This window comes from Mycobacterium celatum (assembly GCF_002101595.1).
In the GTDB taxonomy this organism is placed as follows: Bacteria; Actinomycetota; Actinomycetes; order Mycobacteriales; family Mycobacteriaceae; genus Mycobacterium; species Mycobacterium celatum.
In genome coordinates, this window is record NZ_LQOM01000028.1 from 55,562 (window position 1) to 80,833 (window position 25,272).

23 protein-coding genes, 1 tRNA gene and 1 pseudogene are annotated in these 25,272 nt (G+C 69.5%); 4 read left to right on the forward strand and 21 right to left on the reverse strand.

Annotated features, from left to right (window positions below):
* Positions 1-3 precede the first annotated feature (3 nt).
* Together AWB95_RS11825 and AWB95_RS11830 are read left to right on the forward strand one after the other, a co-directional pair.
* Positions 4-89: transfer RNA gene (locus AWB95_RS11825), tRNA-Leu, on the forward strand.
* 178 nt (positions 90-267) lie between these two features.
* A pseudogene (locus AWB95_RS11830) lies at positions 268-966 on the forward strand (phosphoribosyltransferase); the annotation flags it as partial.
* Between the two features lie 7 nt (positions 967-973).
* Here AWB95_RS11830 and AWB95_RS11835 read toward each other — a convergent pair.
* From AWB95_RS11835 to AWB95_RS11930, 20 genes are all read right to left on the reverse strand, one after another.
* The gene (locus AWB95_RS11835) at positions 974-1,333 is read right to left on the reverse strand and encodes a phage holin family protein (protein WP_238600862.1); all 360 of its coding nucleotides are present in this window, start codon (positions 1,331-1,333) and stop codon (positions 974-976) included.
* An 82-nt stretch (positions 1,334-1,415) separates the two neighbouring features.
* A complete protein-coding gene (gene wag31, locus AWB95_RS11840) occupies positions 1,416-2,228 on the reverse strand; it encodes a DivIVA-like cell division protein Wag31 (protein WP_085168256.1) in 813 nt (270 codons plus the stop codon).
* Positions 2,229-2,457: 229 nt separating this feature from the next.
* A complete protein-coding gene (locus tag AWB95_RS11845; protein WP_062540808.1) occupies positions 2,458-2,748 on the reverse strand; it encodes a YggT family protein in 291 nt (96 codons plus the stop codon).
* 104 nt (positions 2,749-2,852) lie between these two features.
* Positions 2,853-3,491: a cell division protein SepF gene (locus AWB95_RS11850; RefSeq protein WP_062540809.1), complete on the reverse strand. Its 639-nt coding sequence runs from the start codon at positions 3,489-3,491 to the stop codon at positions 2,853-2,855.
* 67 nt (positions 3,492-3,558) lie between these two features.
* Positions 3,559-4,314, reverse strand: coding sequence for a YggS family pyridoxal phosphate-dependent enzyme (locus AWB95_RS11855; protein WP_062540810.1), 756 nt, complete (start codon positions 4,312-4,314; stop codon positions 3,559-3,561).
* Positions 4,311-5,009: a peptidoglycan editing factor PgeF gene (pgeF, locus tag AWB95_RS11860; protein ID WP_062540811.1), complete on the reverse strand. Its 699-nt coding sequence runs from the start codon at positions 5,007-5,009 to the stop codon at positions 4,311-4,313. Before pgeF ends, AWB95_RS11855 begins: the two co-directional genes overlap by 4 nt.
* 29 nt (positions 5,010-5,038) lie before the next feature.
* Positions 5,039-6,178, reverse strand: coding sequence for a cell division protein FtsZ (ftsZ, locus tag AWB95_RS11865; RefSeq protein WP_062540813.1), 1,140 nt, complete (start codon positions 6,176-6,178; stop codon positions 5,039-5,041).
* Between the two features lie 260 nt (positions 6,179-6,438).
* Positions 6,439-7,341, reverse strand: coding sequence for a cell division protein FtsQ/DivIB (locus AWB95_RS11870; protein ID WP_085168257.1), 903 nt, complete (start codon positions 7,339-7,341; stop codon positions 6,439-6,441).
* A complete protein-coding gene (gene murC / locus AWB95_RS11875; RefSeq protein WP_085168295.1) occupies positions 7,338-8,795 on the reverse strand; it encodes a UDP-N-acetylmuramate--L-alanine ligase in 1,458 nt (485 codons plus the stop codon). Before murC ends, AWB95_RS11870 begins: the two co-directional genes overlap by 4 nt.
* Positions 8,792-9,958 carry an undecaprenyldiphospho-muramoylpentapeptide beta-N-acetylglucosaminyltransferase gene (gene murG, locus AWB95_RS11880; protein ID WP_085168258.1) on the reverse strand — a complete coding sequence of 389 codons (1,167 nt, stop codon included), beginning with the start codon at positions 9,956-9,958 and terminating at the stop codon, positions 8,792-8,794. The genes murC and murG overlap by 4 nt, the downstream gene beginning before the upstream one ends.
* Positions 9,955-11,538: a putative lipid II flippase FtsW gene (gene ftsW, locus AWB95_RS11885; RefSeq protein ID WP_238600871.1), complete on the reverse strand. Its 1,584-nt coding sequence runs from the start codon at positions 11,536-11,538 to the stop codon at positions 9,955-9,957. Before ftsW ends, murG begins: the two co-directional genes overlap by 4 nt.
* Before the next feature lie 18 nt (positions 11,539-11,556).
* Positions 11,557-13,014, reverse strand: coding sequence for a UDP-N-acetylmuramoyl-L-alanine--D-glutamate ligase (gene murD, locus AWB95_RS11890; RefSeq protein ID WP_085168259.1), 1,458 nt, complete (start codon positions 13,012-13,014; stop codon positions 11,557-11,559).
* Position 13,015: 1 nt separating this feature from the next.
* Complete coding sequence (gene mraY, locus AWB95_RS11895) at positions 13,016-14,095, reverse strand: phospho-N-acetylmuramoyl-pentapeptide-transferase (protein WP_062541898.1); 1,080 nt, start codon at positions 14,093-14,095, stop codon at positions 13,016-13,018.
* A complete protein-coding gene (locus tag AWB95_RS11900; protein WP_085168260.1) occupies positions 14,092-15,648 on the reverse strand; it encodes a UDP-N-acetylmuramoyl-tripeptide--D-alanyl-D-alanine ligase in 1,557 nt (518 codons plus the stop codon). Before AWB95_RS11900 ends, mraY begins: the two co-directional genes overlap by 4 nt.
* Positions 15,645-17,198 carry a UDP-N-acetylmuramoyl-L-alanyl-D-glutamate--2,6-diaminopimelate ligase gene (locus AWB95_RS11905; protein ID WP_238600863.1) on the reverse strand — a complete coding sequence of 518 codons (1,554 nt, stop codon included), beginning with the start codon at positions 17,196-17,198 and terminating at the stop codon, positions 15,645-15,647. The genes AWB95_RS11900 and AWB95_RS11905 overlap by 4 nt, the downstream gene beginning before the upstream one ends.
* Positions 17,199-17,268: 70 nt before the next feature.
* Positions 17,269-19,143 (reverse strand): peptidoglycan D,D-transpeptidase FtsI family protein, encoded by a 1,875-nt coding sequence (locus AWB95_RS11910; protein ID WP_232315781.1) that lies wholly within the window; start codon positions 19,141-19,143, stop codon positions 17,269-17,271.
* 68 nt (positions 19,144-19,211) lie between these two features.
* On the reverse strand, positions 19,212-20,333 hold the full coding sequence (gene ftsL, locus AWB95_RS11915; RefSeq protein ID WP_085168262.1) for a cell division protein FtsL: 1,122 nt from the start codon (positions 20,331-20,333) through the stop codon (positions 19,212-19,214).
* Positions 20,333-21,565 carry a 16S rRNA (cytosine(1402)-N(4))-methyltransferase RsmH gene (rsmH, locus tag AWB95_RS11920; RefSeq protein WP_139818489.1) on the reverse strand — a complete coding sequence of 411 codons (1,233 nt, stop codon included), beginning with the start codon at positions 21,563-21,565 and terminating at the stop codon, positions 20,333-20,335. Before rsmH ends, ftsL begins: the two co-directional genes overlap by 1 nt.
* Positions 21,540-21,971, reverse strand: coding sequence for a division/cell wall cluster transcriptional repressor MraZ (gene mraZ / locus AWB95_RS11925; protein WP_062538546.1), 432 nt, complete (start codon positions 21,969-21,971; stop codon positions 21,540-21,542). The genes rsmH and mraZ overlap by 26 nt, the downstream gene beginning before the upstream one ends.
* 340 nt (positions 21,972-22,311) lie before the next feature.
* Positions 22,312-22,701, reverse strand: coding sequence for a DUF3040 domain-containing protein (locus AWB95_RS11930; RefSeq protein WP_062538545.1), 390 nt, complete (start codon positions 22,699-22,701; stop codon positions 22,312-22,314).
* Between the two features lie 208 nt (positions 22,702-22,909).
* Between AWB95_RS11930 and AWB95_RS11935 the strand changes: the two genes are divergently transcribed.
* Together AWB95_RS11935 and AWB95_RS11940 are read left to right on the forward strand one after the other, a co-directional pair.
* The gene (locus AWB95_RS11935; RefSeq protein ID WP_062538550.1) at positions 22,910-23,509 is read left to right on the forward strand and encodes a GNAT family N-acetyltransferase; all 600 of its coding nucleotides are present in this window, start codon (positions 22,910-22,912) and stop codon (positions 23,507-23,509) included.
* Between the two features lie 60 nt (positions 23,510-23,569).
* The gene (locus AWB95_RS11940) at positions 23,570-24,244 is read left to right on the forward strand and encodes an LppM family (lipo)protein (RefSeq protein WP_099539470.1); all 675 of its coding nucleotides are present in this window, start codon (positions 23,570-23,572) and stop codon (positions 24,242-24,244) included.
* Here AWB95_RS11940 and AWB95_RS11945 read toward each other — a convergent pair.
* Positions 24,241-25,131: a mycobacterial-type methylenetetrahydrofolate reductase gene (locus AWB95_RS11945; protein WP_062538544.1), complete on the reverse strand. Its 891-nt coding sequence runs from the start codon at positions 25,129-25,131 to the stop codon at positions 24,241-24,243. The two genes, AWB95_RS11940 and AWB95_RS11945, sit on opposite strands and share 4 nt — an antisense overlap.
* Between the last annotated feature and the right edge of the window lie 141 nt (positions 25,132-25,272).

The following is a 25,272-nucleotide window of genomic DNA, read 5'->3' on the forward strand; positions in this document are numbered from 1 at the left end:
TCGGTCCGAGTGGCGGAATGGCAGACGCGCTAGCTTGAGGTGCTAGTGCCCTATTACTGGGCGTGGGGGTTCAAGTCCCCCCTCGGACACACTCCACCGGCTCACACCAGCCATGTGAGCAGCGCCAGCGCTGCCACACCGCTTCTTCCTCTAATTGCCCTGGCCTTCTTGCCGCTTCGCAGTGCCTGGCTGTGGTGCCTTCGAACGCCCGCTGCGGTTTCGTGCGGATGCCGGGCGGATAGCCGTAGGCTGGTATGGCCGGCGTGACAACGGCGGATACGACGAATGAATCGACCGAGCGGGTTTTTGCGGCGACCATCCCGGCGCACGTTCAGTGATCGCCGGGAAGCCGGTCGGTTGCTGGCCGAGGAGCTGGCGTCGTACCGCGGAAACGACGGGCTGCTGGTGTTCGGGCTGGCCCGCGGCGGGGTTCCGGTCGCCTGGGAAGTCGCGTCCGCGCTGCGCGCCCCACTGGACGTCTTCTTGGTCCGCAAGCTTGGTGTGCCGCAGTGGTCCGAGCTGGCGATGGGCGCGCTCGCCAGCGGCGGCGTCGTCGTGATCAACGACAACGTGGTGTCCAGCTTGCGCATCAGCGAGCAACAGGTGCGCGCGGTGATCGACCGCGAGACCACCGAGCTTCACCGGCGTGAGCGGGCGTACCGGGGCGGACGGCCGCTCGCCGACCCGCGCGGCAAAACGGTGATCCTTGTCGACGACGGCATCGCCACCGGGGCGAGCATGCTGGCCGCTGTGCGGGCGCTGCGCGAGTTGGGTCCCGAAGCGATCGTCGTCGCCGTCCCGGTGGGGCCGCCCTCAGCGTGTCAGCAGCTGGCGCAGGAGGCCGACGACGTGGTCTGCGCGACGATGCCGCCGGATTTCGAAGCCGTGGGACAGGTTTTCGTCGACTTTCATCAGGTCACCGACGACGAGGTTCGCGAACTGCTCGCCACCCCGACGCACGACTGAGCGGAACTCAGCGGGTGTTGTGGTCGTCACCGACCGCGCCGCGCTCGTAGTCCGACGGCTCTTCGTCCTCGACAGATGATTCCGCGGGCTCCTCGTCGGCCTCACCGGAGGCACCCTCGGGATAGTCCGCATAGTCGTAGTCGGCGCTCGCTTCGTCGGGAAGCGGCGTGGGAGCATCTGCCGATTTGTTCGCGGGGACGCCGGTTTCGCGGCGCTGGCGTTCCTGCAGCGCATCGATGATCAGCAGCACCACCCCGAGCACGCTGGCAGCGATGCACACCCAGGCCACCAACTCGTTGCTGGTGACAACGGCGAACACCAACGCGGCAAGGCCTATCACCGCTAACACCAGCGCGATAATCAGCATCGCTCAACCTCCAGCCGACGGGGCAAGACACTAAAGACTGCCAAGCACGCTACCGCCCGCCGGGCCCGGCACCTTCGATCTGTTAGTTATTGCCGCGATTGAACTGGTTGAATCCCCCGGCGTCGTTGGTGGCGCTGGAGTCGACGGGCGCCGCAGAGCCGCGCTGGCCGAGTTCCTCGAGCTGCGATTCGAGGTAGGTCTTGAGCCGGGTGCGGTATTCGCGTTCGAAGGTGCGCAATTGCTCGAGCCGGCCCTCCAGCACGGTGCGCTGCTGGTTGATGGTGCCCATGATCTCGGAGTGCTTGCGCTCGGCGTCCGCCTGCAGCGCGTCGGCCTTCTCCTGGGCCTGCCGCAACTGGGCTTCCGAGCGGGTCTGCGCGTCGGCCAGCATCGCGTCGGCACGCTGCCGCGCCTCGGCCACAGTGGTTTCCGCTTCCCGGCGGGCTTCGGACAGGATCTGGTCGGCGTTCGCCCGGGCATCCGCCAGCAGCTTGTCGGCCTCGGCCTTGGCGGTGCTGGTCAACCGGTCTGCGGTGTCTTGCGCCAGGCTGAGTACTCGGGCGGCCTTCATGGCCTGGTCCTCGCTGACGGCGGTGGCCGCCGCGGGCTGCACCGGGGCAGGTGCGGGCGTGGGCCGGGGCTCCGGCTCCGGCTCCGGCTCGTACAGCGGCATCGCCTGGGTGGGCTGGGCACCGCCACCGGCGCGGGCCGCGGCCAGCTCCTGGTCCAGCTCGGCGACCCGCTGGCGCAGATCCGAGTTCTCCTCGATGAGGCGGGTCAGCTCGTTTTCCACCAGGTCGAGGAAGGCGTCGACCTCGTCTTCGTTGTAGCCGCGCTTGCCGATCGGCGGCTTACTGAAGGCCACATTGTGGACATCGGCTGGTGTAAGCGGCATTGTTTGCCCCCTCGAGTCTGGACGGTCAAACCGATCTGGAAAGTGTAGATCGGCATGAACGGTGTCGTAGCCGTACTGCAACTGCCGCCCATCCTGTCACACCAGACCCGCCGGTTGCCGATTCGCCCGATAATTAAGACCGAATTTCAAACTTTAAGAGCCGCGAAATCGATGCCTTAAGAATCCAAATGCCGCTGCCGCAAACGGTCTTACCCACCCGGGCACCGGGTCAGACAGCGGCGCTGAAGGCCAGTTGCATGCCGATGAACGCCACCAGCAGCAGCACCATGATCGAGAGGTCGAAGCGGACGGCGCCGATGGTGAGCTGCGGGATGAGCCGGCGCAGCAGCTTCACGGGCGGATCGGTGAGCGACATGATGAGCTCCAGGATCACCACCGTGGCGCCGCGCGGGCGCCAATCGCGGCTGAACGACCGGATGAACTCGATGACCACCCGGGCGATCAGCAGGAGCCAGAAGACGAACAGCGCAAAGCCCAGAATTTTGAAGAACAGCGCCAACGAGAGCCCGACCTTACTGATGAGGATGTGACATTCACGACAGCGCCGACGGTGGCGCCGGCGCGGCGATTGCCAGCCTACCCGGCCACGGGTGTCGGGCCCCGTTACTGGTAGGCGTAGAAGCCGGTTTCGGCGATCCGGCGACGTTCCTCTGGCGTCACGTCGACGTCGGCGGGCGAGAGCAGAAACACCTTGGTCGCGACCTTGTCGAACGAGCCCCGCAGCGCGAAGGCCAGCCCGGCAGCGAAGTCGACCAGCCGCTTGGCGTCGGCGTTGTCCATCGACACCAGGTCCATGATCACCGGGGTGCCGTCGCGGAAGCGCTCGCCAATGGTGCGGGCTTCGCTGTAGTCCTTGGGCCGCAGCGTGGTGATCTTCGACAGTGGGCTGCCCTCTTCGAAGAGCATCGCCATCCGGCGCGGGTCCATCGCCAGCGCGCCGCGGGTCGAGCCCCGCAACGCGCCGAACCGCGGCCGGGCCAGCTCGGTGCGCTCGTAGTCGCGGGCCCGGAAGCGGTGGTCGTCGGCGTAGCCGCCGCGGTAGCTGCCCGGCGGGTAGTCGGCGGGCTCACCGCGGAGGTCGTCGTAGTCGCGCCCCTCGTAGCGGTCGTACCCGTCGTCGGCGAACCGGCGGCGCGAGTAGCCGTGCTGGGTGGGAGCGCGGTCGTCGTCGTAGTACTCGTCGTCGTAGTCCTCCATCGGCGCCATACCGAAGTAGGCCTTGACCTTGTGCAGTGTGCTCATCTCGGGACCCCTTCTTGGCGGCTGAAGATTCGGTGTCTGTGATGAAGGTGTGACTGGAGTGACTAGTTCACGGTGACCGTAACGGTCGGCGGCCCATTAACGCGGTACCGACACGCACACAGGTCGAACCATGTTTGACAGCCGCTTCCAGGTCGTTTGACATGCCGGCCGACAATCCGATCGCGTTCGGGTGCGACTGTCGGACCCGATGGTGCTCGGATTGCAGCCGCGCGAACGCGGTCTCGGCATCCCAGTCCAGCGGCGGGATGGCCATCAACCCGGCGAGTTCCAGCGCATCGGCGGTGTCGACGCGGGCACAGATTTCGTCGACGGCGTCGGGCGCAGAGACGTCGACACCGCCGCGGGACACGTCGCCGTCGAGGCTGAGCTGCACGTAGACGCGCAGCGGGTGCTCGCGTCGGCCCTCCTGCAGTGCCGCGCCCACCGCGCGTTCGAGCGCGGTCACCACCCGCATGCTGCTGACCGAGTGGACGGTGTGCGCCCAGGTGGCCAGCGACCGGGCCTTGTTGCGCTGGATCTGGCCCACCATGTGCCACTGCACCGCCGCCGAGGCCGGCCCCAGCAACTCCCGGAGTTGTCGCACCTTCGCCGACGCTTCCTGTTCCCGGGATTCGCCGAACGACGAGCATCCCAATCGCGACAAAATCGCCACATCGGTTGCCGGAAAGAATTTGGTAATCGGCAGAAGTTCAATTTCGTCGACATTACGTCCGGCCGCCTCGGCGGCGGCCGCAAGGCGTCTGCGCAGTGCGCTCAAGGCGTCGGCCAATTCGGATTCCCGGTTGCGCAGCACGGCGGTCATTCGATCCACACCACCGACGCCATCCGGCCGGTCGGCGCGCCGCGGCGATGACTGAACAGGCTGGTGTCCTCGACCGTGCAGCGCGGGTCGACGTCGATGGCGATTACCCCCAAATCCTTTAGCTGGCAGGCGATTCCGGCGCGAAGATCCAGCCCCGGCGTGCCGGCCGAGGTGGTGGTGCGGCTTCCCGGCAGCGCCGCCTCCACCTCGTCGGCCATCGCGGCGGGCACCTCGTAGTCGCGGCCGCTGACCGCCGGGCCGAGCAGAGCGGAAATGTCGTCGGTGTGCGCGCCGGCCGCCAGCATTGTCTCCAGGGTGCGGGCCACCACACCTTTTTGGGCGCCGACCCTACCGGCGTGCACGGCGGCGACGACCCCGGCGCGTGCGTCGGCCATCAACACCGGCACGCAGTCGGCGGTCAGCACCGCCAACGCCAGGTGCCGCTCGGCGGTCACCAGGGCATCGGTGTCGTCGACCGCGGTATCCCGCGGGCGATCGACGACCTCGACCCGGTCGCCGTGGACCTGGTGCATCCAGATCAGCGGGTGCCCGATGGCCGCGCCCAGCCTGGTCCTGTTGGCCGCCACCGCAGCGGGGTCGTCGCCCACGTGGTCGCCGAGGTTGAAGCTGTCGTAGGGCGGCGCCGAGACGCCGCCCACCCGGGTGGTCGTCACCCGCCGGATGCGAACGCTCACGTACCCAGTATCCGTGCGGCGGTGAGGGGCTAGCGCCGCATGAACGGCGGCACGTCGACGTCCTCGTCGTCCTCCCCGCCGATGTCCAAGGTTGAGCCGTTGGTCTGCAGCGGCACACTGACCGCGTCCGCGGGCTCGAACAGCGGCGAGGCCACCTTGCCGGCCTTCCCGGGCGCGATCGTTTGGCCCTGGCCGCTGCCAACGATCGGCTTGCGACCGGGCCCGGCGGCGTCGAACCCGGCCGCGATCACCGTCACCCGGACTTCGTCGCCCAGCGAGTCGTCGATGACCGTGCCGAAGATGATGTTGGCGTCCTGGTGGGCGGCGTCCTGCACCAGCGAGGCGGCCTCGTTGATTTCGAACAGGCCCAGGTCGCTTCCGCCGGCGATCGACATCAGCACACCGCGCGCGCCCTCCATGGACTGCTCGAGCAGCGGCGAGTTGATCGCGATCTCGGCGGCCTTGAGCGCCCGGCCGTCGCCGCGGGCCGAGCCGATGCCCATCAGCGCGGTGCCGGCGCCGGACATGATGCCCTTGACGTCGGCGAAGTCGACGTTGATCAGCCCCGGCGTGGTGATCAGGTCGGTGATGCCCTGCACGCCGTTGAGCAGCACCTCGTCGGCGCTGCGGAAGGCGTCCATCAGCGACACCGCGGCATCGCCCATCTGCAGCAGCCGGTCGTTGGGAATCACGATCAGGGTGTCGCAGCTTTCCCGCAGCGTGGTGATGCCGGTCTCGGCCTGAAGGCCACGCCGCTTGCCCTCGAAGGAGAACGGCCGGGTGACGACGCCGACGGTCAGCGCGCCCAGCTTGCGGGCAATGCTGGCGACGACGGGCGCCCCGCCGGTGCCGGTGCCGCCGCCTTCGCCGGCCGTGACGAACACCATGTCGGCCCCGCGCAGCAGCTCTTCGATCTCGTCCTTGGCGTCCTCGGCGGCCTTCCGCCCGACCTCGGGGTCGGCGCCGGCGCCCAAGCCGCGGGTGGAGTCGCGCCCGACATCGAGCTTGACGTCGGCGTCGCTCATCAACAGCGCCTGGGCGTCGGTGTTGATGGCGATGAACTCCACGCCCTTGAGCCCCTGCTCGATCATCCGGTTGACGGCGTTGACACCGCCGCCCCCGATACCCACGACTTTGATGACGGCCAGGTAGTTATGCGGGGGGGTCATCATTCCGTCTTCCTCCCTGTGGGACTTTGGCCTAGTGGCGTTGCCGCCTGGCAAACCTAAACCTCAAGTAAAGGGTTAGAGTTATGTCAAGTAGTTCCGCGCAAACAGAACGGTATGGGCACGACGCGCGCGATCCATGCAGGCGCGCCGGGGACTTCCCGGCGAATTTTCGGCAATTTCGCGCCGGGCCCTGCGCGAGCGTGAAGCCAGTTTCACTTTCGACGGCGAGCGTGAAACCAGTTTCACGCTCGATCGATCGGTTACTTGACCGTCGGCAGGTCGGGGCTGGACACGTCGTAGGTGTGCCCGGGCTGGGTGAGCAGCGCCGCCAGCTTCTCGGCCTTTTCCTCGGTGCGGTCGGTGGTCCCCCAGATCACCGTGCGACCGTCGGTCAGGGTCAGCGTGATCGAGGAAACCGACGGCGCCGCTATCCGGCCGACCTGTCCGGCCACCTCCGGGCGCAGCGCGGTCAGCACCTCCAGGGCGGCCTTGGTCGCCGGGTCGCTCGGCCCCGGGTTGTCGACGTCGAGGTAGGGCAACGCCGGCGGTGGCGGCGCGGTCGCGAAGTCGACGCCGTCGCGGTCGTAGAGATGCGGGCCGTCGGGAAAGTCCTTGACCACCACCGGAATTCGCTCGACGACGGTGATTCGCAGCGCCGACGGGTATTGGCGCTGCACCCGCGCACTGGCCACCCGGCGGATGGCCGCCACCCGGTCGGCGACCGCGCCGGTGTCGATCTGCAGCAACGGCGTTCCGGGCTGGACTCTCGCCGCGTCGAGCACTTCCTCGCGGGTGACCGTTCCGGTCCCGGTGACGACGATGCTGCGCGCCGACATGACCGGCGTGAAATACAGAATCAACCCCAGCCCGACGGCGACCACCGACACCAGGATGGTCGCCAGTGCCATCTTCAGCCCCCGAACCGCGCCTCGCGGAACGGGTTTCGACTCGCTGGTCTGCCCGCGGGCGCGGCGTTTGGCTTCGCGGCGAGCCTGCTCGATCGCCCGCGCGCGGGCCTGCGCCGCCCGCCGCTCGGCGCGTTCCCGGCGTGCGCGCCGGCGAGGACCCTCGAACTCCCCCGGCGGAGCACCCTGTAGCGGCGGCCCGGCGGCGAAGATCGGTTCCGTCACGACCTCGGCGGGAGCATCGTTGTCATCGGTCACAACAACATCCCCGGCCGTCCCGGCGTGCTGCGGTTGGCCCGCACCCGCAGCGCGGTGAGGATCTCGGGCCCCAGCATGGTCACGTCGCCGGCGCCCATCGTGACGACGACGTCGCCCGGCCCGGCGGCCGCGGCCACCGCCTCGGCGACCGCGGAGAAGTCGGATACGTAGTGCACCGGCACACTGACGTGCTCGGCGACGCTGGCACCGCTGACCCCGGCCAGCGGCTGTTCGCGTGCCGCGTAGACGTCGAGCACGAAAACCTCATCGGCCGCATCGAGCGCCCGCCCGAATTGGGCTGCGAAATCCCTTGTGCGGGAATACAAATGCGGCTGGAAGACCGCAAGCGACCGGCCGCTGCCGCTCTGCTCGAGCAGGGTGCGCACAGCGGACAGCGTCGCGCCGACCTCGGTCGGGTGGTGGGCGTAGTCGTCGAACACGCGCACCGACGATGCGGTGCCGATCAATTCGAAGCGGCGACGCACCCCTTCGAAGCCGGCTAGTCCATCGAGCACGCGGTCGGCGGGAGCCCCGATCTCGACGGCGGCCACCAGGGCGCCCAGCGCGTTGAGCGCCATATGCCGGCCCGGCACCGAGAGCCGCATCACCGACGGGTGGATTTCGCCGGACAGCTTGATGTGCGCGACCCCGCCGGTGCCCTCTTGCTCCCAGGACAGCAGCTCGCCGGCTAACTGGTCGCCCGACGAGCCGTAACGCAGCACCCGAATCCCCAGTGCCGCAGTGCGTTCGGCCAGCGCCGCCGCGCCCGGGTCGTCGGTGCAGACCACCAGCGCCCCGCCCGGGACCAGCCGTTCCACGAACGAGTCGAACACCGCCGCATAAGCGTCGGCGCTGCCGAAGAAGTCCAGGTGGTCGGACTCGATGTTGGTGACCACCGCGACGTTCGGGGTGTACTCCAGCAGCGAGCCGTCGCTTTCGTCGGCCTCGGCGACGAAATAGTCGCCGCTGCCGTGGTGGGCGTTGGTGCCGGCCTCGCCCAGCTCGCCGCCGACCGCGAAAGACGGATCGAACCCGCAGTGCTGCAGCGCGACGATGAGCATCGACGTCGTCGTCGTCTTGCCGTGCGTGCCGGTCACCATCAGCGTGGTGCGCCCGGCCATCAGCTTGGCCAGCACCGCGGGCCGCAACACCACCGGGATGCCGCGCCGCCGGGCCTCGACCAGCTCCGGGTTGGTTTTCGGGATCGCGGCGTGCGTAGTGATCACAGCGGTGGCGCCACCGGGCAGCAGATCCAGCGACGACGCGTCGTGGCCGATCCGGATCACCGCGCCGCGAGCCCGCAGCGCGCGCACCCCGCGGGACTCCTTGGCGTCCGATCCCGAGACCATCCCGCCGCGGTCCAGCAGGATGCGGGCGACCCCCGACATGCCCGCTCCCCCGATGCCGACCATGTGGACCCGCTGCAGCTCGCGGGGCAACGGCTCGGCGGTCATCGCCGCCCCCGGCGCAGCGCGCACGCCACGTCCAACGCGACACGGGCGACCTGCTCGGCTGCGTCGCGGTGACCGACCCGCGCCGCGGCTGCGGTCATCGCCGCCAGGCGCGGTGCGTCGGTCAGCAGCCCGGCCACCTGCTGCGCCACGAAACCCGGCGTCAGGTCGGCGTCGGCGACCAACAGGCCGCCGCCGGCGTTGACCACCGGCAGCGCGTTGAGCCGCTGCTCACCGTTGCCGATCGGCAGTGGCACGTAGACGGCGGGCAGGCCGACGGCCGACACTTCGGCCACCGTCATCGCGCCCGACCGGCAGATCGCCAAGTCGGCGGCGGCGTAGGCCAGGTCCATCCGGTCCAGGTACGGCAGTGCCACGTACGGCGGGTCGCCCGGCGCCGGGGTGCGCAGGTCGAGAGCGTTCTTGGCGCCGTAGGCATGCAGTACGGCCACGCCGGCGGCGGCCAAGTCGGCGGCGGCCGCGGCGACCGCCCGGTTGATCGACGCCGCACCCTGCGACCCGCCGAACACCAGTAGCACCCGCGCGTCGTCGGCGAAACCGAAGTTCGCCAGCGCCGTCGACCGCAGCGCCGCACGGTCCAGCGAGGTGATGGCCGAGCGGATCGGCACGCCGACCACCTCGGCGCGCGGCAGCCCGCAATCGGGCACCGCGGAGAGCACGCGCTGCGCGGAGCGGGCCCCGACCCGGTTGGCCAGCCCCGCGCTGGCGTTGGCCTCGTGGATCACCACCGGCACGCGGCGACGGCGGGCGGCCAGGTAGGCGGGCAGCGCCACGTAACCGCCGAATCCGACCACGACGTCGGCGGCGACGCCGTCGAGCACGGCACCGGCTTGCCGGACCGCCCGCAACACCCTCGGCGGGAGCCGGAGCAAGTCTCCGGTGGGCTTGCGGGGCAACGGAACCGGGGTGATCAGCTCGAGGTGGTAGCCGCGCTCGGGGACTAGCCGGGTCTCCAGGCCGCGGGGGGTGCCCAGTGCGGTGATGCGGACCTGCGGATCCAGCGCCACCAACGCGTCAGCGACGGCCATCGCGGGCTCGACGTGGCCGGCCGTGCCGCCGCCGGCGAGCACCACCGACAACGACGTGCTGCCCGAACGGGAGTTGTCGTTCACCCCGCTGGTCGGCTCTGTGACCGAGTCCCTCACCCGTAACGCTGACCTTCCAGTGCGCGAGCACGCCCGCCGCGTGCGTGCCGCTCTTCATGCCTTTGTCGCGACCCGCTGCGCCCGGCTGCGCCGCGCTGGCGATCGCCACCGTTGTGTTGTCGCGACCCGCTGCGCCCGGCTGCGCCGCGCTGGCGATCGCCACCTCCATCATGCCGCCCGCGGGTCCGCGTGGTACCCCCAGACCGGCCGGCGGGCCGGTCGGCCGCGCGGGCCCGAGCCGGCCGAGCGGGTGGCGTGGGGTTTTGCGGGCGGGCGCGCAACCGGTCGCGCAGCGCCTCCACCCGGGTGGGCGAGTACGGCTCGGGCAACGGCAGGCGCAGCAGCCGGTTCATCCGGTCGTCGCGCCCGGCGCGCAGCGCGGCGACGGCCTCCGGTTCGTGGCGTGCCGCGTTGGCCATCATGCCGATCATCAGAAGCGTTGTCGCCGTTGATGTTCCACCGGCGGAAATGAGCGGCAGCTGCAGGCCGGTGACCGGCAGCAGGCCGATCACGTAGCCGACGTTGATGAACACCTGGCCGAGGACCCACATCGTGGTGGTAGCGGTCAGCAGCCGCAGGAAGGGGTCGGCGGAGCGGCGCGCGATGCGCATGCCGGTGTAGGCGAACAAGCCGAACAGCGCCAGCAGCCCGAACGCGCCGACGAAGCCGAGCTCCTCGCCGATGATCGCGAAGATGAAGTCGTTGTGGGCGTTGGGCAGGTAGTTCCACTTGGCGGTGCCCTGGCCCAGGCCGTGGCCGAAGATACCGCCGTTGGCCAGCGCGAACTTTGCTTGTTTGGCCTGGTAGCCGGAGCCCTGGGAGTCGGCGGCCGGATCGAGCCAGGACCGCACCCGGTCGGACCGATAGCCCTCGGACACCGCGAGGATCGCCGCGGAGACGATCACCGCGAGCAGCGAACTGAGGAAGACGCGCAGCGGCAGGCCGGCGTACCACAGCAGGGCCAGCAGGATGATGCCCAGCGACACCGTCTGGCCGAGGTCGGGCTGGGCGACGATGAGTGCCAACGCGATGACGGCCGCCGGCACCAGCGGGATCAGCATCTCGCGCAGCGACGCCCGCTCCATGCGCCGGGCGGCCAGCAGGTGCGCCCCCCAGATCGCGAACGCGATCTTGGTCAGCTCGGAGGGCTGCATCGAGAAGCCGGCGACCACGAACCAGCCGCGAGAACCGTTGGCGTAGTGGCCGACTCCGGGCACCAGCACCAGGACCAGCAGCACGATCGTGAGTGCGTAACCGGTAAACGCGGTGCGGCGCATCAACCGCACCGGCACCCGCAGCGCCAGGTAGCAGGCCACCAGCCCGATCACCGTCCACAACACCTGGCGGCCGAAGATCACCCAGGCCGACCCGTCGTCGTCGTAGGAGCGCACCCCCGACGCGGAGAGCACCATGATCAGGCCGAGCGTGGTCAGCAGCGCGGCCACCGCGATGATCAGGTGAAACGACGTCATCGGCCGGCCCAGCCAGGTGCCGAACCGGGTCCTGGGAGCCGCTGTGCCGCTCGCCGGCGTCTCGGCCGCTTCCCCACCCTTCGGATCCCGGTGCAGCAACCGGGCCAGCGCGTTCTTCACCACCGCCTACCGGGTCGTGGCGCGTACCGCGGCGGCGAATGCGTCGCCGCGGTCGGCGTAACCGGTGAACTGGTCGAAGGATGCGCCTGCGGGCGCCAGCAGCACGGTGTCGCCGGGCGCGGCGATGTCGCGGGCGGCGGCCACGGCGGCGGCCATCACGCGACTGCCGGGGGCCTCACCCGGTAGAGCAACAACTCTTGTCACAGGAGTCACAGGAGACTCAGCAGTCGCATGCATATCAGCATCCTCGCCTGTCACAAGCTCCACGACGGGGACATCCGGCGCGTGTCGCGATAACGCCTCGGCAACCTTGTCCCGGTCGCGGCCGATCAGAACCGCCCCGACCAGCCGCGACGCCATCCTGGCCACCGCCTCGTCGACCGACGCGCCCTTGAGCAGCCCGCCCGCGATCCACACCACCCGCGGGTAGGCCAGCACGGATGCCACCGCGGCGTGCGGGTTGGTGGCCTTGGAGTCGTCGACGTAACTGATCCCGTCGACAACGGCAACCAGCTCGGCGCGGTGCCGGCCCACCCGGAAGCTCGCCAGCGCGTCCGCAATCGCCGTCGCGGGCACGTCGAGACTGCGGGCCAGCGCGGCCGCGGCCAGCGCGTCGAGCACTCCGACCGGCCCGGGCACCGGTATCGACGAGACCGCGGCCAGGGCCAGGTCGTCGGCGAAGGCGCGATCGATCAGCTGGCCGTCGCGCACGCCGAGTTCGCCGACGGCGGGCTCACCCAGCCGGAAGCCGACCCGCACCGGCGCCGGCGCGTTGTCCAGCAGCGCCGCGGCCCGTTGATCGTCGAGCCCGACGACCGCGACCCGCCCGCCCAGCACCCGCGCCTTGGCGACGGCGTAGTCGGCCATGCTGCCGTGCCAGTCCAGATGGTCCTCGGCGATGTTGAGCACCACGCCGGCCTCCGGCCGCAGCGACGGCGCCCAATGCAGCTGGAAGCTGGACAGCTCGACGGCCAGCAGATCGGCGGGCTCGCGCAGCGCGTCCAGCACGGGGTTGCCGATGTTGCCGCACAGCCGGGCGTCCAGGCCGGCCGCGGTCAGCATCGCGTGCAGCATCGACGTGGTGGTGGTCTTGCCGTTGGTGCCCGTGACGGCCAGCCAGCGCCGCGGGGGCCCGTAGTGGCCCGACGCGTCGAGCCGCCAGGCCAGTTCGACGTCGCCCCAGATCGGCACGCCGGCGGCCGCGGCCGCCGCCAGCACCGGCGCCGTCGGCGGGAAACCCGGGCTGGTGATCACCAGGGCAAAGTCGCCGATGCGCGACGCGGCGGTCGACGGGTCCACCGCCGCCAGCCCGGCGTCGGCGTACCGCTGCCGGGTGGCCGGATCGTCGTCGCACAGCGTCGCAGGCACGCCCAGCGACCTCAGCACCGAGAGCACCGACTGCCCGGTGACCCCGCCGCCGGTGACCAACACCTGCGTGCCGGGCGCCAACGGTTCCAGTGTCATCTCAGCCGCCGGTCGCCGCGAGCCATTCGCTGTAGAACAGCGCCACACCCAGACCGCAGCTGATCGCGGTCAGCAGCCAGAACCGGATGATCACCGTGGTTTCGGCCCAGCCGACAAGCTCGAAGTGGTGGTGGAACGGCGCCATCCGGAACACCCGGCGACCGGTGGTGCGAAACGTCAGGATCTGCAGCACCACCGAGACGATCTCGGCGACGAACAGCGAACCGAGCACGACGGCGAGGAGTTCGGTGCGGCTGGTCACCGACAGCCCGGCGATGATGCCACCCAGCGCCAGCGACCCGGTGTCGCCCATGAAGATCTTCGCCGGCGCGGCGTTCCACCACAAAAAGCCGATGCAGGCGCCCGCCGTCGCCGCGGCGATCAGCGCCAGGTCCAGCGGGTCGCGCACGTTGTAGCAGCCCAGGCCCGGCGCGGTGGCGCAGGCGTTGCGGTACTGCCAGAACGTGATCAGCACATAGGCGGCACAGACCATAGCCATGGCTCCCCCGGCCAGCCCGTCCAGGCCGTCGGTGAAATTCACCGCGTTCGACCAGGCGCTCACCATCACCACGCAGAACAGCACGAACAATGCGGGAGCCAATGTGACAGTAGCGATTTCGCGCACGTACGACAGGTCGGCGCTGCCCGGGGTGAGCCCGTCGTCGTTGCGAAATCCAAGCACCAGCACGCCGAACACCACTGCGGCGGTGATCTGCCCGACCGTCTTGGCGGTCTTGTTCAGTCCCAGGTTGCGCGACCGGCGGATCTTGATCAGATCGTCGACGAACCCGACGCCGCCGAGCGCGGTGGCCAGGAACAGCACCAGCAGCCCCGACGCCGAGGGCCCGCCGCCGTCGAATGCCATGCCCGCGAGGTGGGTGCCCAGGTAACCCGCCCAGATGCCGGCGAGGATCGCCACCCCGCCCATCGACGGCGTGCCGCGCTTGGTCTTGTGGCTCGGCGGTCCGTCTTCGCGGATCTCATGGCCGAAGCCCTGCCGGGTGAACAACCGGATCAGCAGCGGGGTCAGCACAATCGACACCGTCAGCGCGATGGCGACGGCGATGAGGATTTCGATCATCGGGCAGCGTCCAGGCCATCAGCGTCCAGGCCCATCGGCTCGGCGGCGGGTGACGAGCGCTTAGCGCGAGGAGAGACGCCGCCCATCGGCTCCGCGAGCAGCGCGTCGGCGAGCGCGCCCAGCCCGGCCGCGTTGGACGCCTTCACCAGCACCACGTCGCCCGGCTGCAGTTCGGCCCGCAACAGCGCCAGGGCCGCGTCGGCGTCGGCGACGATGGTGGCCTCGCCTCCCCACGAACCCTCCATGACCGCGCCGTGGTGCATGGCGTTCATCGACCTCCCGGTTCCCACGACAATGAGTCGAGACACATCTAAGCGCACCGCCAACCGGCCGATGCGATCATGCTCGGCAATCGTGTCGTCGCCGAGTTCGGCCATCTCGCCCAACACAGCCCAGCTGCGCCGTCCGCCCCGCGCCATCCACGCCAGCGCCTGCAGACCCGCTCGCATCGAGTCGGGGTTGGCGTTGTAGGCGTCGTCGATGACGGTGACGTCGTCGGCGCGGGCGGTCACCCGCATCCGGTGCTGCGAAACCGGTCCCGCGGCACCCAGCGCGGCCGCCACCTGATCGAGGCTCGCGCCACATTCCAGCGCGACCGCCGCCGCACACAACGCGTTGCCGACCTGATGGTCGCCGTGCACGGCCAGGGCGACGTCGACGGCCCGCTCACCGGCGTGCAGCGTGAACTGCGGGCGGGCCAGCTCGTCGAGGGTGACCGGGCCGGCCCACACGTCGGCGGGTCCACTGCGGCTGACCCGCACCACCCGGGCGGCGGTTTTGTCGGCCATCGCCGCCACCGCCGGGTCGTCGACGTTGAGGACGACCACGCCTGACTCTGGAATAGCTTGCGGCAGTTCGGCTTTCGTTGCCGCGATGGCCTCGCGGGAGCCGAACTCGCCCAGGTGCGCGGTGCCGACGTTGAGCACCACCCCGATCGCGGGTGGAGCGGTGGCGGCCAGCGCCGCGATGTTGCCGGGATGACGCGCCGAAAGCTCGAGGACCAGAAAATCGGTACTTTCGGTGGCGCGCAGCACCGTCCAGGGATGGCCGAGCTCGTTGTTGAACGAGCCCGGCGGTGCCACCACCTCGCCGAGCGGGGCGAGCACCGCGGCCAGAAGATCCTTGGTCGACGTCTTGCCCGACGAGCCGGTGATCCCGACGATGGTCAGGCCGTTGGCGACCAGTTGCGCGGCCACCGCCGAGGCCAGCCTGGCCAGCGCGACCAGCACCGCCGCGCCCGACCCGTCGGTGTCGTGCTCGAGCACGCCCGCGCGGCTTGATGCCTGCCGGTCGGGGGTCACCACGATTGCCGGCACTCCGACCGGACGGGCGGCCAGCACAGCCACCGCGCCGGCCGCCACCGCCGCCGCGGCGTGGTCGTGCCCGTCGGCGCGCGCGCCCGGCAGTGCCAGGAACAGCCCGCCGGGCGTGATTTTGCGGGAGTCGAATTCGACGGTCCCGGTGACGTGCACGTCGGCAGCATCCGCGGGCGAGATGTCGGCCAGCTCGCCGCCGACGATCTCGGCAATCCGGGCGACGGTCAGGTCGATCATCGGCGCTGCTCCTCCAGGGCGGCACCGAGCTCGACGCGGTCGTCGAACGGGCGGGTCTGCCCGCCGCCGCTCTGCCCGGTTTCGTGGCCTTTGCCGGTGACCAGGACGATGTCGCCGGGGCCCGCCCATCCGACCGCGTGCCGGATGGCGGCGCGCCGGTCGCCGATTTCGACGACCTCCGCGGTGCCTTCGGTTGTGCCGGAAAGGATTTCGCGACGGATGGCGGCCGGGTCTTCACCGCGGGGGTTGTCGTCGGTGACGACCACCAGGTCGGCCAGCTGCGCCGCGATCCTGCCCATCGGCGCCCGCTTGCCGGGGTCGCGCTCGCCGCCCGCCCCGAACACCACGGCCAGCCGGCTGCCGGGACGGCGCAGTGACATCAGCACCGCGCGCAGCGCGCCCGGCTTGTGGGCGTAGTCGACCAATGCCAGGAAGTCCTGGCCGCGGTCGATCTGTTCGAGTCGCCCCGGCACCCGGATGTCGCGCAGCCCGGTCGCGGCCTGCTCCGGCGATACGCCCAGCACATCCAGGATGGCCAGTGCGACAAGCGTATTGGCGATGTTGTAGCGGCCCGGCAGCCCGATGCGCACCCGGTGGTGCACGCCGGCGGGGTCGACGGCGGTGAAGTCGTGGCCGCCGGCGTCGGCCGTGACGTCCTCGGCGCGCCAGTCCGCGACGTCGCCCTCGGCGCTGACGGTGATCGCGGCGTCCGCGCGTTCCGCCATCGCGCGGCCGGCGTCGTCGTCCACACACACCACGGCGGTGCGAGCGTGCAACGGCGAGGCCGGGTCGAACAACCGCGCCTTGGCCTCGAAATACTCGGCCATGCTGCCGTGGAAGTCGAGGTGGTCGCGGGACAGGTTGGTGAACCCGCCCACGGCGAACCGAACACCGTCGACGCGGCCCAGCGCCAGCGCATGACTGGACACCTCCATCACCACGGTGTCCACGCCGCGTTCGGCCATCACCGCGAGCCGGGCCTGCAATGCGGGCGCCTCCGGGGTGGTCAACGCGCTGGGAACGTCGGCGCCGTCGATCCGGATGCCGATGGTCCCGATCAGACCCACGATCCGGCCGGCCGCCCGCAGACCGGCCTCGATCAGGTAGGTCGTGGTGGTCTTGCCCGACGTTCCGGTGATCCCGACCACGGCCAGCCGCTCGGACGGATGCTGGTAAATCGTGGCGGCGAGTTCGCCGAGCACAGTGCGCGGCGACGGGTGAATCAGCACCGGCACCGCAGCGGCCATCTCGGCGACCCCGTCGGCATCCGTTAGCACCGCCACCGCGCCTCTCGCGACGGCGTCACCGGCATAGCGGGCGCCGTGGGTCGATGAGCCGGGCAGCGCGGCGAACAGGTCGCCGGGCTGCACGTCCTGTGCTCGCAGCGTCACCCCGGTGACCCGCAGGTCGGGTACCACGCTGCCCTCCGCGGACACGGCGCCGATCTGGGCCGCCAGCCCCGGCAACGGCACGCCGGACCCGGCGCTGGGCCGCAGCGCAGTGGGCACGTCATCACCTCCGTCCGCTGCCTGTTTCAGACGTCGTATCAACGCCGTTAACGGCCATGACACCTTATCTGTCCGGCGGCGTCGCGGGTCGCGGAGACGGCCGCTGTCGGCGTCAGGCCTGCAGGGTCAGCGGCGGCCCGGGATCGGGCGACAGCGGAACGTTTTCGCGCTGCAGCAGCCAGCCCGCGATGTTGTGGAACAGCGGAGCAGCGGTGTGTCCGGGTGCGCCGTCCGACGAGCGCTGCGGGTTGTCCATCATGATCCCGATGACGTAGCGCGGATTGTCGGTGGTGGCCATCCCGGCGAAGGTGATCCAGTACACGTCGTCGAAGTAGCAGCCGCAGGCCGGGTTGATCTGCTGTGCCGTCCCGGTTTTCCCGGAGATCTGGTAGCCCTCGATCGCGGCTGCGGGACCGGTGCCCTGCTGATAGCCCATCGGGTCGCGCTGCACCACGGCGCGCAACATGCTGCGCACGGTTTGCGCGGTCTCCGATGACACCACCCGAACACCTTGCGGCCGCGGCTCTTCGGTGCGGGTGCCGTCCGGCGCGATGGTCGCCTTGATGATCCGCGGAGGCATCCGCAGGCCGTCGTTGGCGATCGTCTGATACATGCCGGTCATCTGCAACAATGTCATCGAAAGCCCTTGCCCGATAGGCAGGTTGGAGAACGTGCTGCCCGACCACTGGTCGATCGGGGGCACCAGTCCCGCACTCTCACCGGGCAGTCCCACGCCGGTGCGCTGCCCCAGCCCGAACTTGCGCAGCATGTCGAACCAGCGGTCGGGGCCGACGCGCTGGGCCAGCATCAGCGTGCCCACGTTGGACGATTTTCCGAAAATGCCGGTGGTGGTGTAGGGCATCACGCCGTGGTTCCAGGCGTCGTGCACGGTGACGCCGCCCATGTGGATGGAGCCCGGCACCTGCAGTACCTCGTCGGGGTTGGAGAGGCCGTATTCGATGACCGACGACGCGGTGATCACCTTGTTCACCGAGCCCGGCTCGAACGGTGACGACACCGGCAGGTTGCCCATCTGCTTGTCGCCCTGGCGCCCGATGTCTTGGGACGGGTCGAAGGTGTTGTCGTTCGACATCGCCAGCACCTCACCGGTTTTGGCGTCCAGCACCACAGCGGAGACGTTGCGGGCACCGGAGAGGTTTTTGGCCTGCTGCACCTGCTGCTGGACGTAGAACTGGATGTCGTCGTCGATGGTCAGCTGCACCGTCGAACCGTTGACGGCCTTGTGCTGGTTGCGGTAGCTGCCGGGGATCACCACGCCGTCGGAGCCGCGGTCGTAGGTGACCGACCCGTCGGTCCCGGCCAGCACCGCGTCCAGCGAGTCCTCCAGGCCCAGCAGACCGTGCCCGTCCCAGTCGATGCCGCCGACGATGTTGGCGGCCAGCGATCCGCCGGGGTACTGCCGCAAATCCTGACGCTCGGCACCCACTTCCGGGAATTTCGTGGTGATCGCGGTGGCGATGGCCGGGTCGACCGCGCGCGCCAGGTAGACGAACGTCTCGTCGCTTTGCAGCTTCTTCAGCACCGTGGCGTTGTCGGGCTTGTTGTTCAGCCGGGCCGAAACCTCCTTGGCGATGTCGCGCAATCGCTGCCCAGGATCGGGGCTGTTGGCGTTTTTCTGTTTGGCCTCGGCCAGTTGCTTGCGGATCTTGCGCGGTTGGAAGGTCAGCGCGCGGGCTTCGATGGTGAACGCGAGCTGGTCGTTGTTGCGGTCGACGATGCTGCCGCGCATGGCTTTTTCGACGTCGGTGACTTTGAGTTGACCCGCGGCCTCGGCCCGTAGGCCTGCGGCGCGCGGCACTTGAAGGTAGAACAGCTGCGCGGCGGCGACGAGCAGGGCCACGAAGATGACTGCGTTGCCGACTCGGTGCCGAAAGACGAACGACGCGCCGCGCACGCCCAGTTCGGCGGCTTGGCGGGTACGGCGTTGGCGTGCCGAGTGGCCCGACGGCGCCTTCGTGACATCGATTGCCCGCCTTGGCTTCCGAACGTCATGGCCACGCTGCGACGAGCGCGCCCCGGCGCCCTTTTTGCCCCTCACCGGGCCGCGCCGGGGGTTGTGACGGTCAGCGGACCGAACTGCTCGCCGTTGGTCGGCGGCGGCGCGACGGGCGGTGCGACGGGTGCGGCGGGCAGGGCGAGCGGAACAGGTGCAGGCGGCGCAACCGGCGGAGCCGCTGTGCCGCCCGGAGGCAAGACATCAGGAGCGGCGGGTACGACGGGCTGCGGACCTGGCACGGGTAGTGGGCCGGGGGCCGGCGCCACGGCGGGGGCAGCGGGCGCGCCGGGCATCGGCGGCATGTCCTGCGGCGGCAAGTGCGGGCTGCCCGGTGTCGTAGCACCATTGGGGTCGCGGACCATGACTTCCGGCCCGACCGGGCCCGGGACAACCGGCGTCCCATTGGTGACCCGCATCGGCACTTCCACCGAATTGGGCCGAGCCGGTGGCGGAGCGGGCTTTTCGTCCGGCAGCTTGGTGTTCAGCGGCGGCGGCGGAGCGCCGTCGGCCGGCTTGGGCGTGCCGACGACAACCCAGTTGCCGCCTGGATCCTGGATCAGGTGGGCGGTGTCCTTGGTCGGGATCATGCCCAGGCCGCGAGCGGCTTCCGCCAGCGCCGGGGCGGCCTGCGCCTGCAGCACGTCACGTTCGAGCGCCTCCTTTTGCTGCTGGAGTAGCTGCGTGGTCTTGCGGGCACTGCCCAGCTGGTAGGAGCGTTCGGCGGAGTCGGTGGACAGCCACAGCGTGACGCCCAGCCCGGCGCCCAGCGAGCCGATGATCAGCACCACGAACGGCACCTTCGCGGCCAGCGTCCGCGGCCGCAGATCGATCGACGCCAGCCGATTCAGCAAGCGCTCTCGCAGTGGAGGCCGAATAACCTTGGGCGCCTTAGCCTTCCGTGCCTTAGCGCGAGCCTTGGCCTGGCTGGTGCTCTTGGGCGGTGCCGGCCGCTCGGCGGGCCGGGAAATGGGCGTGGTCTGCGGCGCGGACCGCGCTGCTCGCGGCTCGCAGGCCGGGGCCGAGGCCTTTCCTTGCCGCGACCGCCTCCCCGGCGCGGGCTCGACTGGTCGGCGCTCGGCCTTACGGCGAGGGGGCTGGTCCTGCCTGCGACGACGATCGCCGTCCCGGGAGCGTTGTGACGCTTCGCGTTTGGCCTTCATCAATCCCCCCTCCCTGCTGCCTGACGTTGCTGTTCGGTTCGTTGCAGGGCCCGCAACCGCACCGCGGCGCTGCGCGGGTTGCGCAGAATCTCGGCGTCGTCGGCGCGTTCGGCGCCACGGGTCAGCGACGTGAATTGTGCTGCATGCCCGGGGAGTTCAACCGGCAGATCGGTCGGGGTACGCGACGCGGTGGCATCGGCGAACGCCCGCTTGACGATGCGGTCTTCCAATGACTGATACGCCAGTACCACGATGCGTCCACCGGTCGCCAGGGCGTCCAGCGCGGTGGGCATTGCCGCAGTCAACGAGTCCAGTTCGCTGTTGACAGCGATACGCAGCGCCTGGAACGTGCGCTTGGCCGGGTGTCCGCCGGCGCGCCGGGCGGGCGCCGGAATCGCCTGGTAGATAAGCTCAACCAGCTCACCCGTCGTGGTGAACGGTGTGGCCGCGCGGCGGCGGACGATCTGTGCGGCGATGCGGCGCGCGAACCGTTCTTCACCGTAGCGGCGGAGAATGTCGGCCAGCGCGGCCTCGTCGTAGCGGTTGACGATGTCGGCTGCGCTCAGCGGCGACCCGGGGTCCATCCGCATGTCCAGGGGCGCATCCTGGGCGTAGGAGAAGCCTCGCTCCGGGCGGTCGAGCTGCATCGACGAAACGCCCAGGTCGAAAAGAATCCCGTCCACTGAACCCGTTGTCGCGTAACCGGATTCAGCGAGAGCTGCGGCGATGCCGTCGTAGCGGGTGTGCATTAGCGTAACCCGGTCGGCGAAACGCGCCAGCCGCTTGCCGGCGATGTCGAGCGCCGTCGGGTCGCGGTCGAGTCCGATCAGGCGGAGGCCCGGCAGCGCGGCCAGGAATCGCTCCGCATGCCCACCCGCGCCGAGGGTGGCGTCGACGAGAAGTGCACCCGATCCGTCGGAGTGGCGCCGGGTCAGCGCCGGGGTGAGCAGCGCGACGCAGCGTTCGGCCAGCACGGGTACATGGCCGAAATCGCCCGTTGCCTCAGGCACGACTACACCCTCCCGATGGGTGGCGGGGGCCGCCGGCGCGGTCGCCCGGGTCTGTGGCGGGCGACCCGCTGCGCCCGGCTCCGCCGCGCTTGCGATCGACCGCACACCGAGGTCCCTGTCCGAGAGCACGAACCTGGCGTTGGGGAAGTACGTCAGGGTCGGTTCGGGCAAGGGCCACGGTGCACGGGCATGCGCCTCAGATGATGTCGCCGAGTGCTTCATCGCTGGCCGCGGAGAAGTTCTCTTCGTGGGTCTGTTGGTATTCGTGCCACGCCTGCGCATCCCAGATCTCGAGGTAATCGACCGATCCGATCACTACGCAGTCCTTCGACAGGTTCGCGTAGCGGCGATGGTCAGCCGACAGCGTGATTCGGCCTTGAGCGTCGGGATGCTGTTCGTCGGTGCCGGCGGCGAGGTTGCGCAGGAACGCCCGCGCCTCCGGGTTGCTTCGGGACACCTTGCTGGCCCGGCGGGCCAGTTGCTCGAACTCCGCACGCGGGTAGACAGCCAGGCTGTGGTCTTGGCTCTTGGTGACCATCAACCCTCCTGCCAGCGCGTCGCGGAACTTCGCGGGCAGCGTCAGCCGCCCTTTGTCGTCGAGTTTGGGCGTGTAGGTGCCCAAGAACATCTGGCCACCTCCCGCCACGGGGCGGAGCCTTCACTCCGCCTCTCCCCACGACTTCAGCCACCATACCCCACAATCCCCCACTTTGCCCCATTTAATGGATACAGATAGCTGTTTCGCTGGGAAATTGATTGTCGGGACCGGCGCGTCGCGTCGAGAAACACCAGTTCAACTGGTCCTAACGGGGTGTGGGGCGAGGTGGGGCGACTGAGCCTGCGATGACCGCGCCGAGCCTGCGCACAGAGCGCTACTTCACCCAAGATGGCCCTCACCGCAGTCTCGGCGGGCCGCTCAGCGCAACAAAAAGGGGCAGCCGGCGGCTGCCCCTGGGTCGACTTGACGCTTACTCGTCGAAGCGGCGCCGGAACCGGTCCTCCATCCGGCTGGTGAACGAACTACCGGTGCCCTTGATGCGGCGCTGTCGCGGTCCGGGGAGGTCCGGCTGGGCGGACAGGCGCGGCCCGGTGATGGCGTAGACGACACCGCCGAACATGACCAGGAAGCCGAGCACCGAAAGAACCGGGAAGTTCCCGATCATCGTGGCCTTGAACGCCACCCCGGAAACCAGCATGCCCAAACCGATTACGAACAGCGCGGCGCCCTGCAGCCGCCGCCGCGCCGTGGGCGCGCGCAATCCACCCCCGCGAACGCTGGAGGCGAACTTGGGATCTTCGGCGTAGAGAGCGCTCTCGATCTGGTCGAGCATGCGCTGCTCATGATCGGAGAGTGGCATTCGTCCCTCCTTGCCGACAAGCTGTGACGTGACGATACCCGTTATGTGGGCAACTAACTCAGATGATACGAGGTCGATCTGCGCCGTACCACTGGTTCGTCAGCAGATTGTAACTGCGCCGGATTGCCGCGCCCCACCGAGACCGCCGGTGAAGATAATGAGCGATGGAAGCATGAGAGCAATGACCGTCCGAGGAGGACACCGCGAGTTGGCGACATTCCTCATCGATCTGTCGCCGCACGATATGCAGCGCCGGCTCGATGACGCCTTGGGCGTGTACGTCGACGCAATGCGTTATCCCGCCGGGACCGAAAACCAGCGCGCCGCTATGTGGCTGGAGCACATTCGGCGCCGCGGCTGGCAGGCCGTCGCCGCGGTGGAGGTCGATGTCGACCCCGGTGGGACCCCGTCGGCCGAACAACTGAGCAACGCTCCGCTGCTGGGCGTGGCCTACGGCTACTGCGGCGCGCCCGATCAGTGGTGGCAGCAGCAGGTGGTGTCGGGACTACAGCGAGGAGGCCTGCAGGGCCCGGAGATCGCCCGCCTGATGACCAGCTACTTCGAATTGACCGAATTACATATCCATCCGCGGGCGCAGGGCCGCGGCCTGGGCGAGGCGTTGACGCGGCGGCTGCTGGCCGGGCGAGGCGAGGCGAATGTGCTGTTGTCGACACCGGAAATCAACGGCGAGGCCAATCGGGCGTGGCGGTTGTACCGGCGGCTGGGCTTCGTCGACATCATCCGTGGCTATCACTTCGCCGGGGACCCACGGCCATTCGCGATATTGGGCCGCGCGCTGCCGCTATAGCAACAGGTCTGGCACGATGACCTGGTGCATGCCCGCGGCATCCAGGCTCTGGCCGGACGACTGACATCTCGACGCCTGCTTGCCGTAGCCCTGTTGCTGGTGGTGGTGCCGCTCGCCACCGGATGCCTGCGGGTCAAGGCGTCGCTGACCATCTCCCCCGACGACACGGTGTCCGGAGAGATCGTCGCTGCCGCCAAACCACGCAACGACAAGGACGCCGGACCGCAGCTGGACCCCAACATCCCGTTCAGCCAGAAGGTGGCGATCTCCAAATACGACCGCGACGGCTACGTGGGATCGCAGGCGGTGTTTTCCGACTTGACCTTCGCCGAGCTGCCACAGCTGGCGAACATGAACCCCGACGCCCAGGGTGTGAACCTGACGCTGCGCCGCGCCGGCGACCTGGTGATCCTCGAGGGCCGGGCGGACCTGACGTCGCTCACCGATCCCGACGCCGACGTCGAGCTGAGCGTCGCCTTCCCCGGCGCGGTGACCTCCACCAACGGTGAGCGGGTGGACTCCGACATGGTGGCGTGGAAACTCAAACCCGGCGTGGTCAGCACGATGACCGCCCAGGCCCGCTACACCGATCCCAGCACCCGTTCGTTCCGCGGCGCGGCGTTGTGGCTGGGCCTGGCGTCCCTGGCGGTCGCTGGGATAGTCGCGGGGCTGGCGTGGTACAGCCGCGACCGCTCGCCGCGCTTCGCCGAGCCCGCCGACGGGCCGCCCGACTAGACCCCGGGCGCCCAGTAGTCCAGCAGCTCGGCGAAGGTCTCGAAAGCCGCCGCGGTAACGCCGTAGGTGGCCTCGAGGTGGACGCTGAGCGGGTAACCCAGGTCGGCCACACCGTCGATCACCCGCTTGTAGAGGTCGAGCATCAGCCTGCGCCGCTCTGCCGGCTCGCTGCCGGCCAGCGTCTTGACGAACGCCTGCTCCTCGGCGACGGCGGCGTTGCCCGGGTCCTGGATGAGCCAATTGATGAACCCCACCCGGTTCTCGACCTTCGGCACGAAGCCGAACGACAGGAGGATCTCGGGCCGGTGGTCGGTTTCCTTGGCGAAGTCGGCCAGAAACCGCACGATCGCGTCGGAGTACAGCAGCTGGGTCTGAGCGAACGTCGCACCCTGCTCGCATTTGAAGTTGAACCGACCGGCTTCGCCCTCCCGCGTCGGGATCAAGATCACGCCCCGGTTGACCACGAGATCGCGATACATCGACAACGCGTCCGTCGGCGCCACGCCGGAGCCCTCACCGTCTTGCATGGTGCGCGGAACACCCACGAAGACAATGCCCTCGATCCCAGCGCCGACCAGATCGGCGAGCCGCGTACGCAGCGACGCCTCGTCGGAGAAAGCCGTGACCTGGCTGCACAATCCGCGCACGCCCGGCAACTCCGGTTTGATGATCGACCAGAAGTCCAGTACATCCAGCTTCGGCTTCATCTCGACCGGCCGATCGTCCTCCTCGGCGATCAACCCCGGAATCATCACGTGCCCGATCCGTCCGCCGAGCCCGACATCCGCGGAGAACTGCAGCACCTTGCGGGCATCGTCGATCGCTTGCGCCGAACCGCGGTCCACGTTCGGCGGCACCAGCTCGAGCGCAATGGTGTTCAGAGTCACAAGGCTGCTCCTCATCGGATGGCTAGGTTTCCCGCCGCGGCAGGCCGACCGCCGGCGCCTCGCCCCGCCGCGTCGTCGCAGACGCCGGGCGACCTGGCGCAGGTCATCACGACAGCATAGGCGCCAGGCGACATAGACTGT

Coding starts and splice junctions, on each gene's coding strand:
- AWB95_RS11930 (WP_062538545.1), bottom strand. CDS start 22,701: ATGCCACTCTCCGATCATGAGCAGCGCATGCTCGACCAGATCGAGAGC.
- murD (WP_085168259.1), bottom strand. CDS start 13,014: ATGACACTGGAACCGTTGGCGCCCGGCACGCAGGTGTTGGTCACCGGC.
- AWB95_RS11850 (WP_062540809.1), bottom strand. CDS start 3,491: ATGAGCACACTGCACAAGGTCAAGGCCTACTTCGGTATGGCGCCGATG.
- AWB95_RS11900 (WP_085168260.1), bottom strand. CDS start 15,648: ATGATCGACCTGACCGTCGCCCGGATTGCCGAGATCGTCGGCGGCGAG.
- AWB95_RS11855 (WP_062540810.1), bottom strand. CDS start 4,314: ATGACCGCCGTGCTGCGCAACCGGGAATCCGAATTGGCCGACGCCTTG.
- rsmH (WP_139818489.1), bottom strand. CDS start 21,565: ATGAAGCACTCGGCGACATCATCTGAGGCGCATGCCCGTGCACCGTGG.
- mraZ (WP_062538546.1), bottom strand. CDS start 21,971: ATGTTCTTGGGCACCTACACGCCCAAACTCGACGACAAAGGGCGGCTG.
- wag31 (WP_085168256.1), bottom strand. CDS start 2,228: ATGCCGCTTACACCAGCCGATGTCCACAATGTGGCCTTCAGTAAGCCG.
- ftsL (WP_085168262.1), bottom strand. CDS start 20,333: ATGAAGGCCAAACGCGAAGCGTCACAACGCTCCCGGGACGGCGATCGT.
- mraY (WP_062541898.1), bottom strand. CDS start 14,095: ATGATCGAAATCCTCATCGCCGTCGCCATCGCGCTGACGGTGTCGATT.
- AWB95_RS11835 (WP_238600862.1), bottom strand. CDS start 1,333: ATGCTGATTATCGCGCTGGTGTTAGCGGTGATAGGCCTTGCCGCGTTG.
- ftsZ (WP_062540813.1), bottom strand. CDS start 6,178: ATGACCCCCCCGCATAACTACCTGGCCGTCATCAAAGTCGTGGGTATC.
- murC (WP_085168295.1), bottom strand. CDS start 8,795: ATGACCGCCGAGCCGTTGCCCCGCGAGCTGCAGCGGGTCCACATGGTC.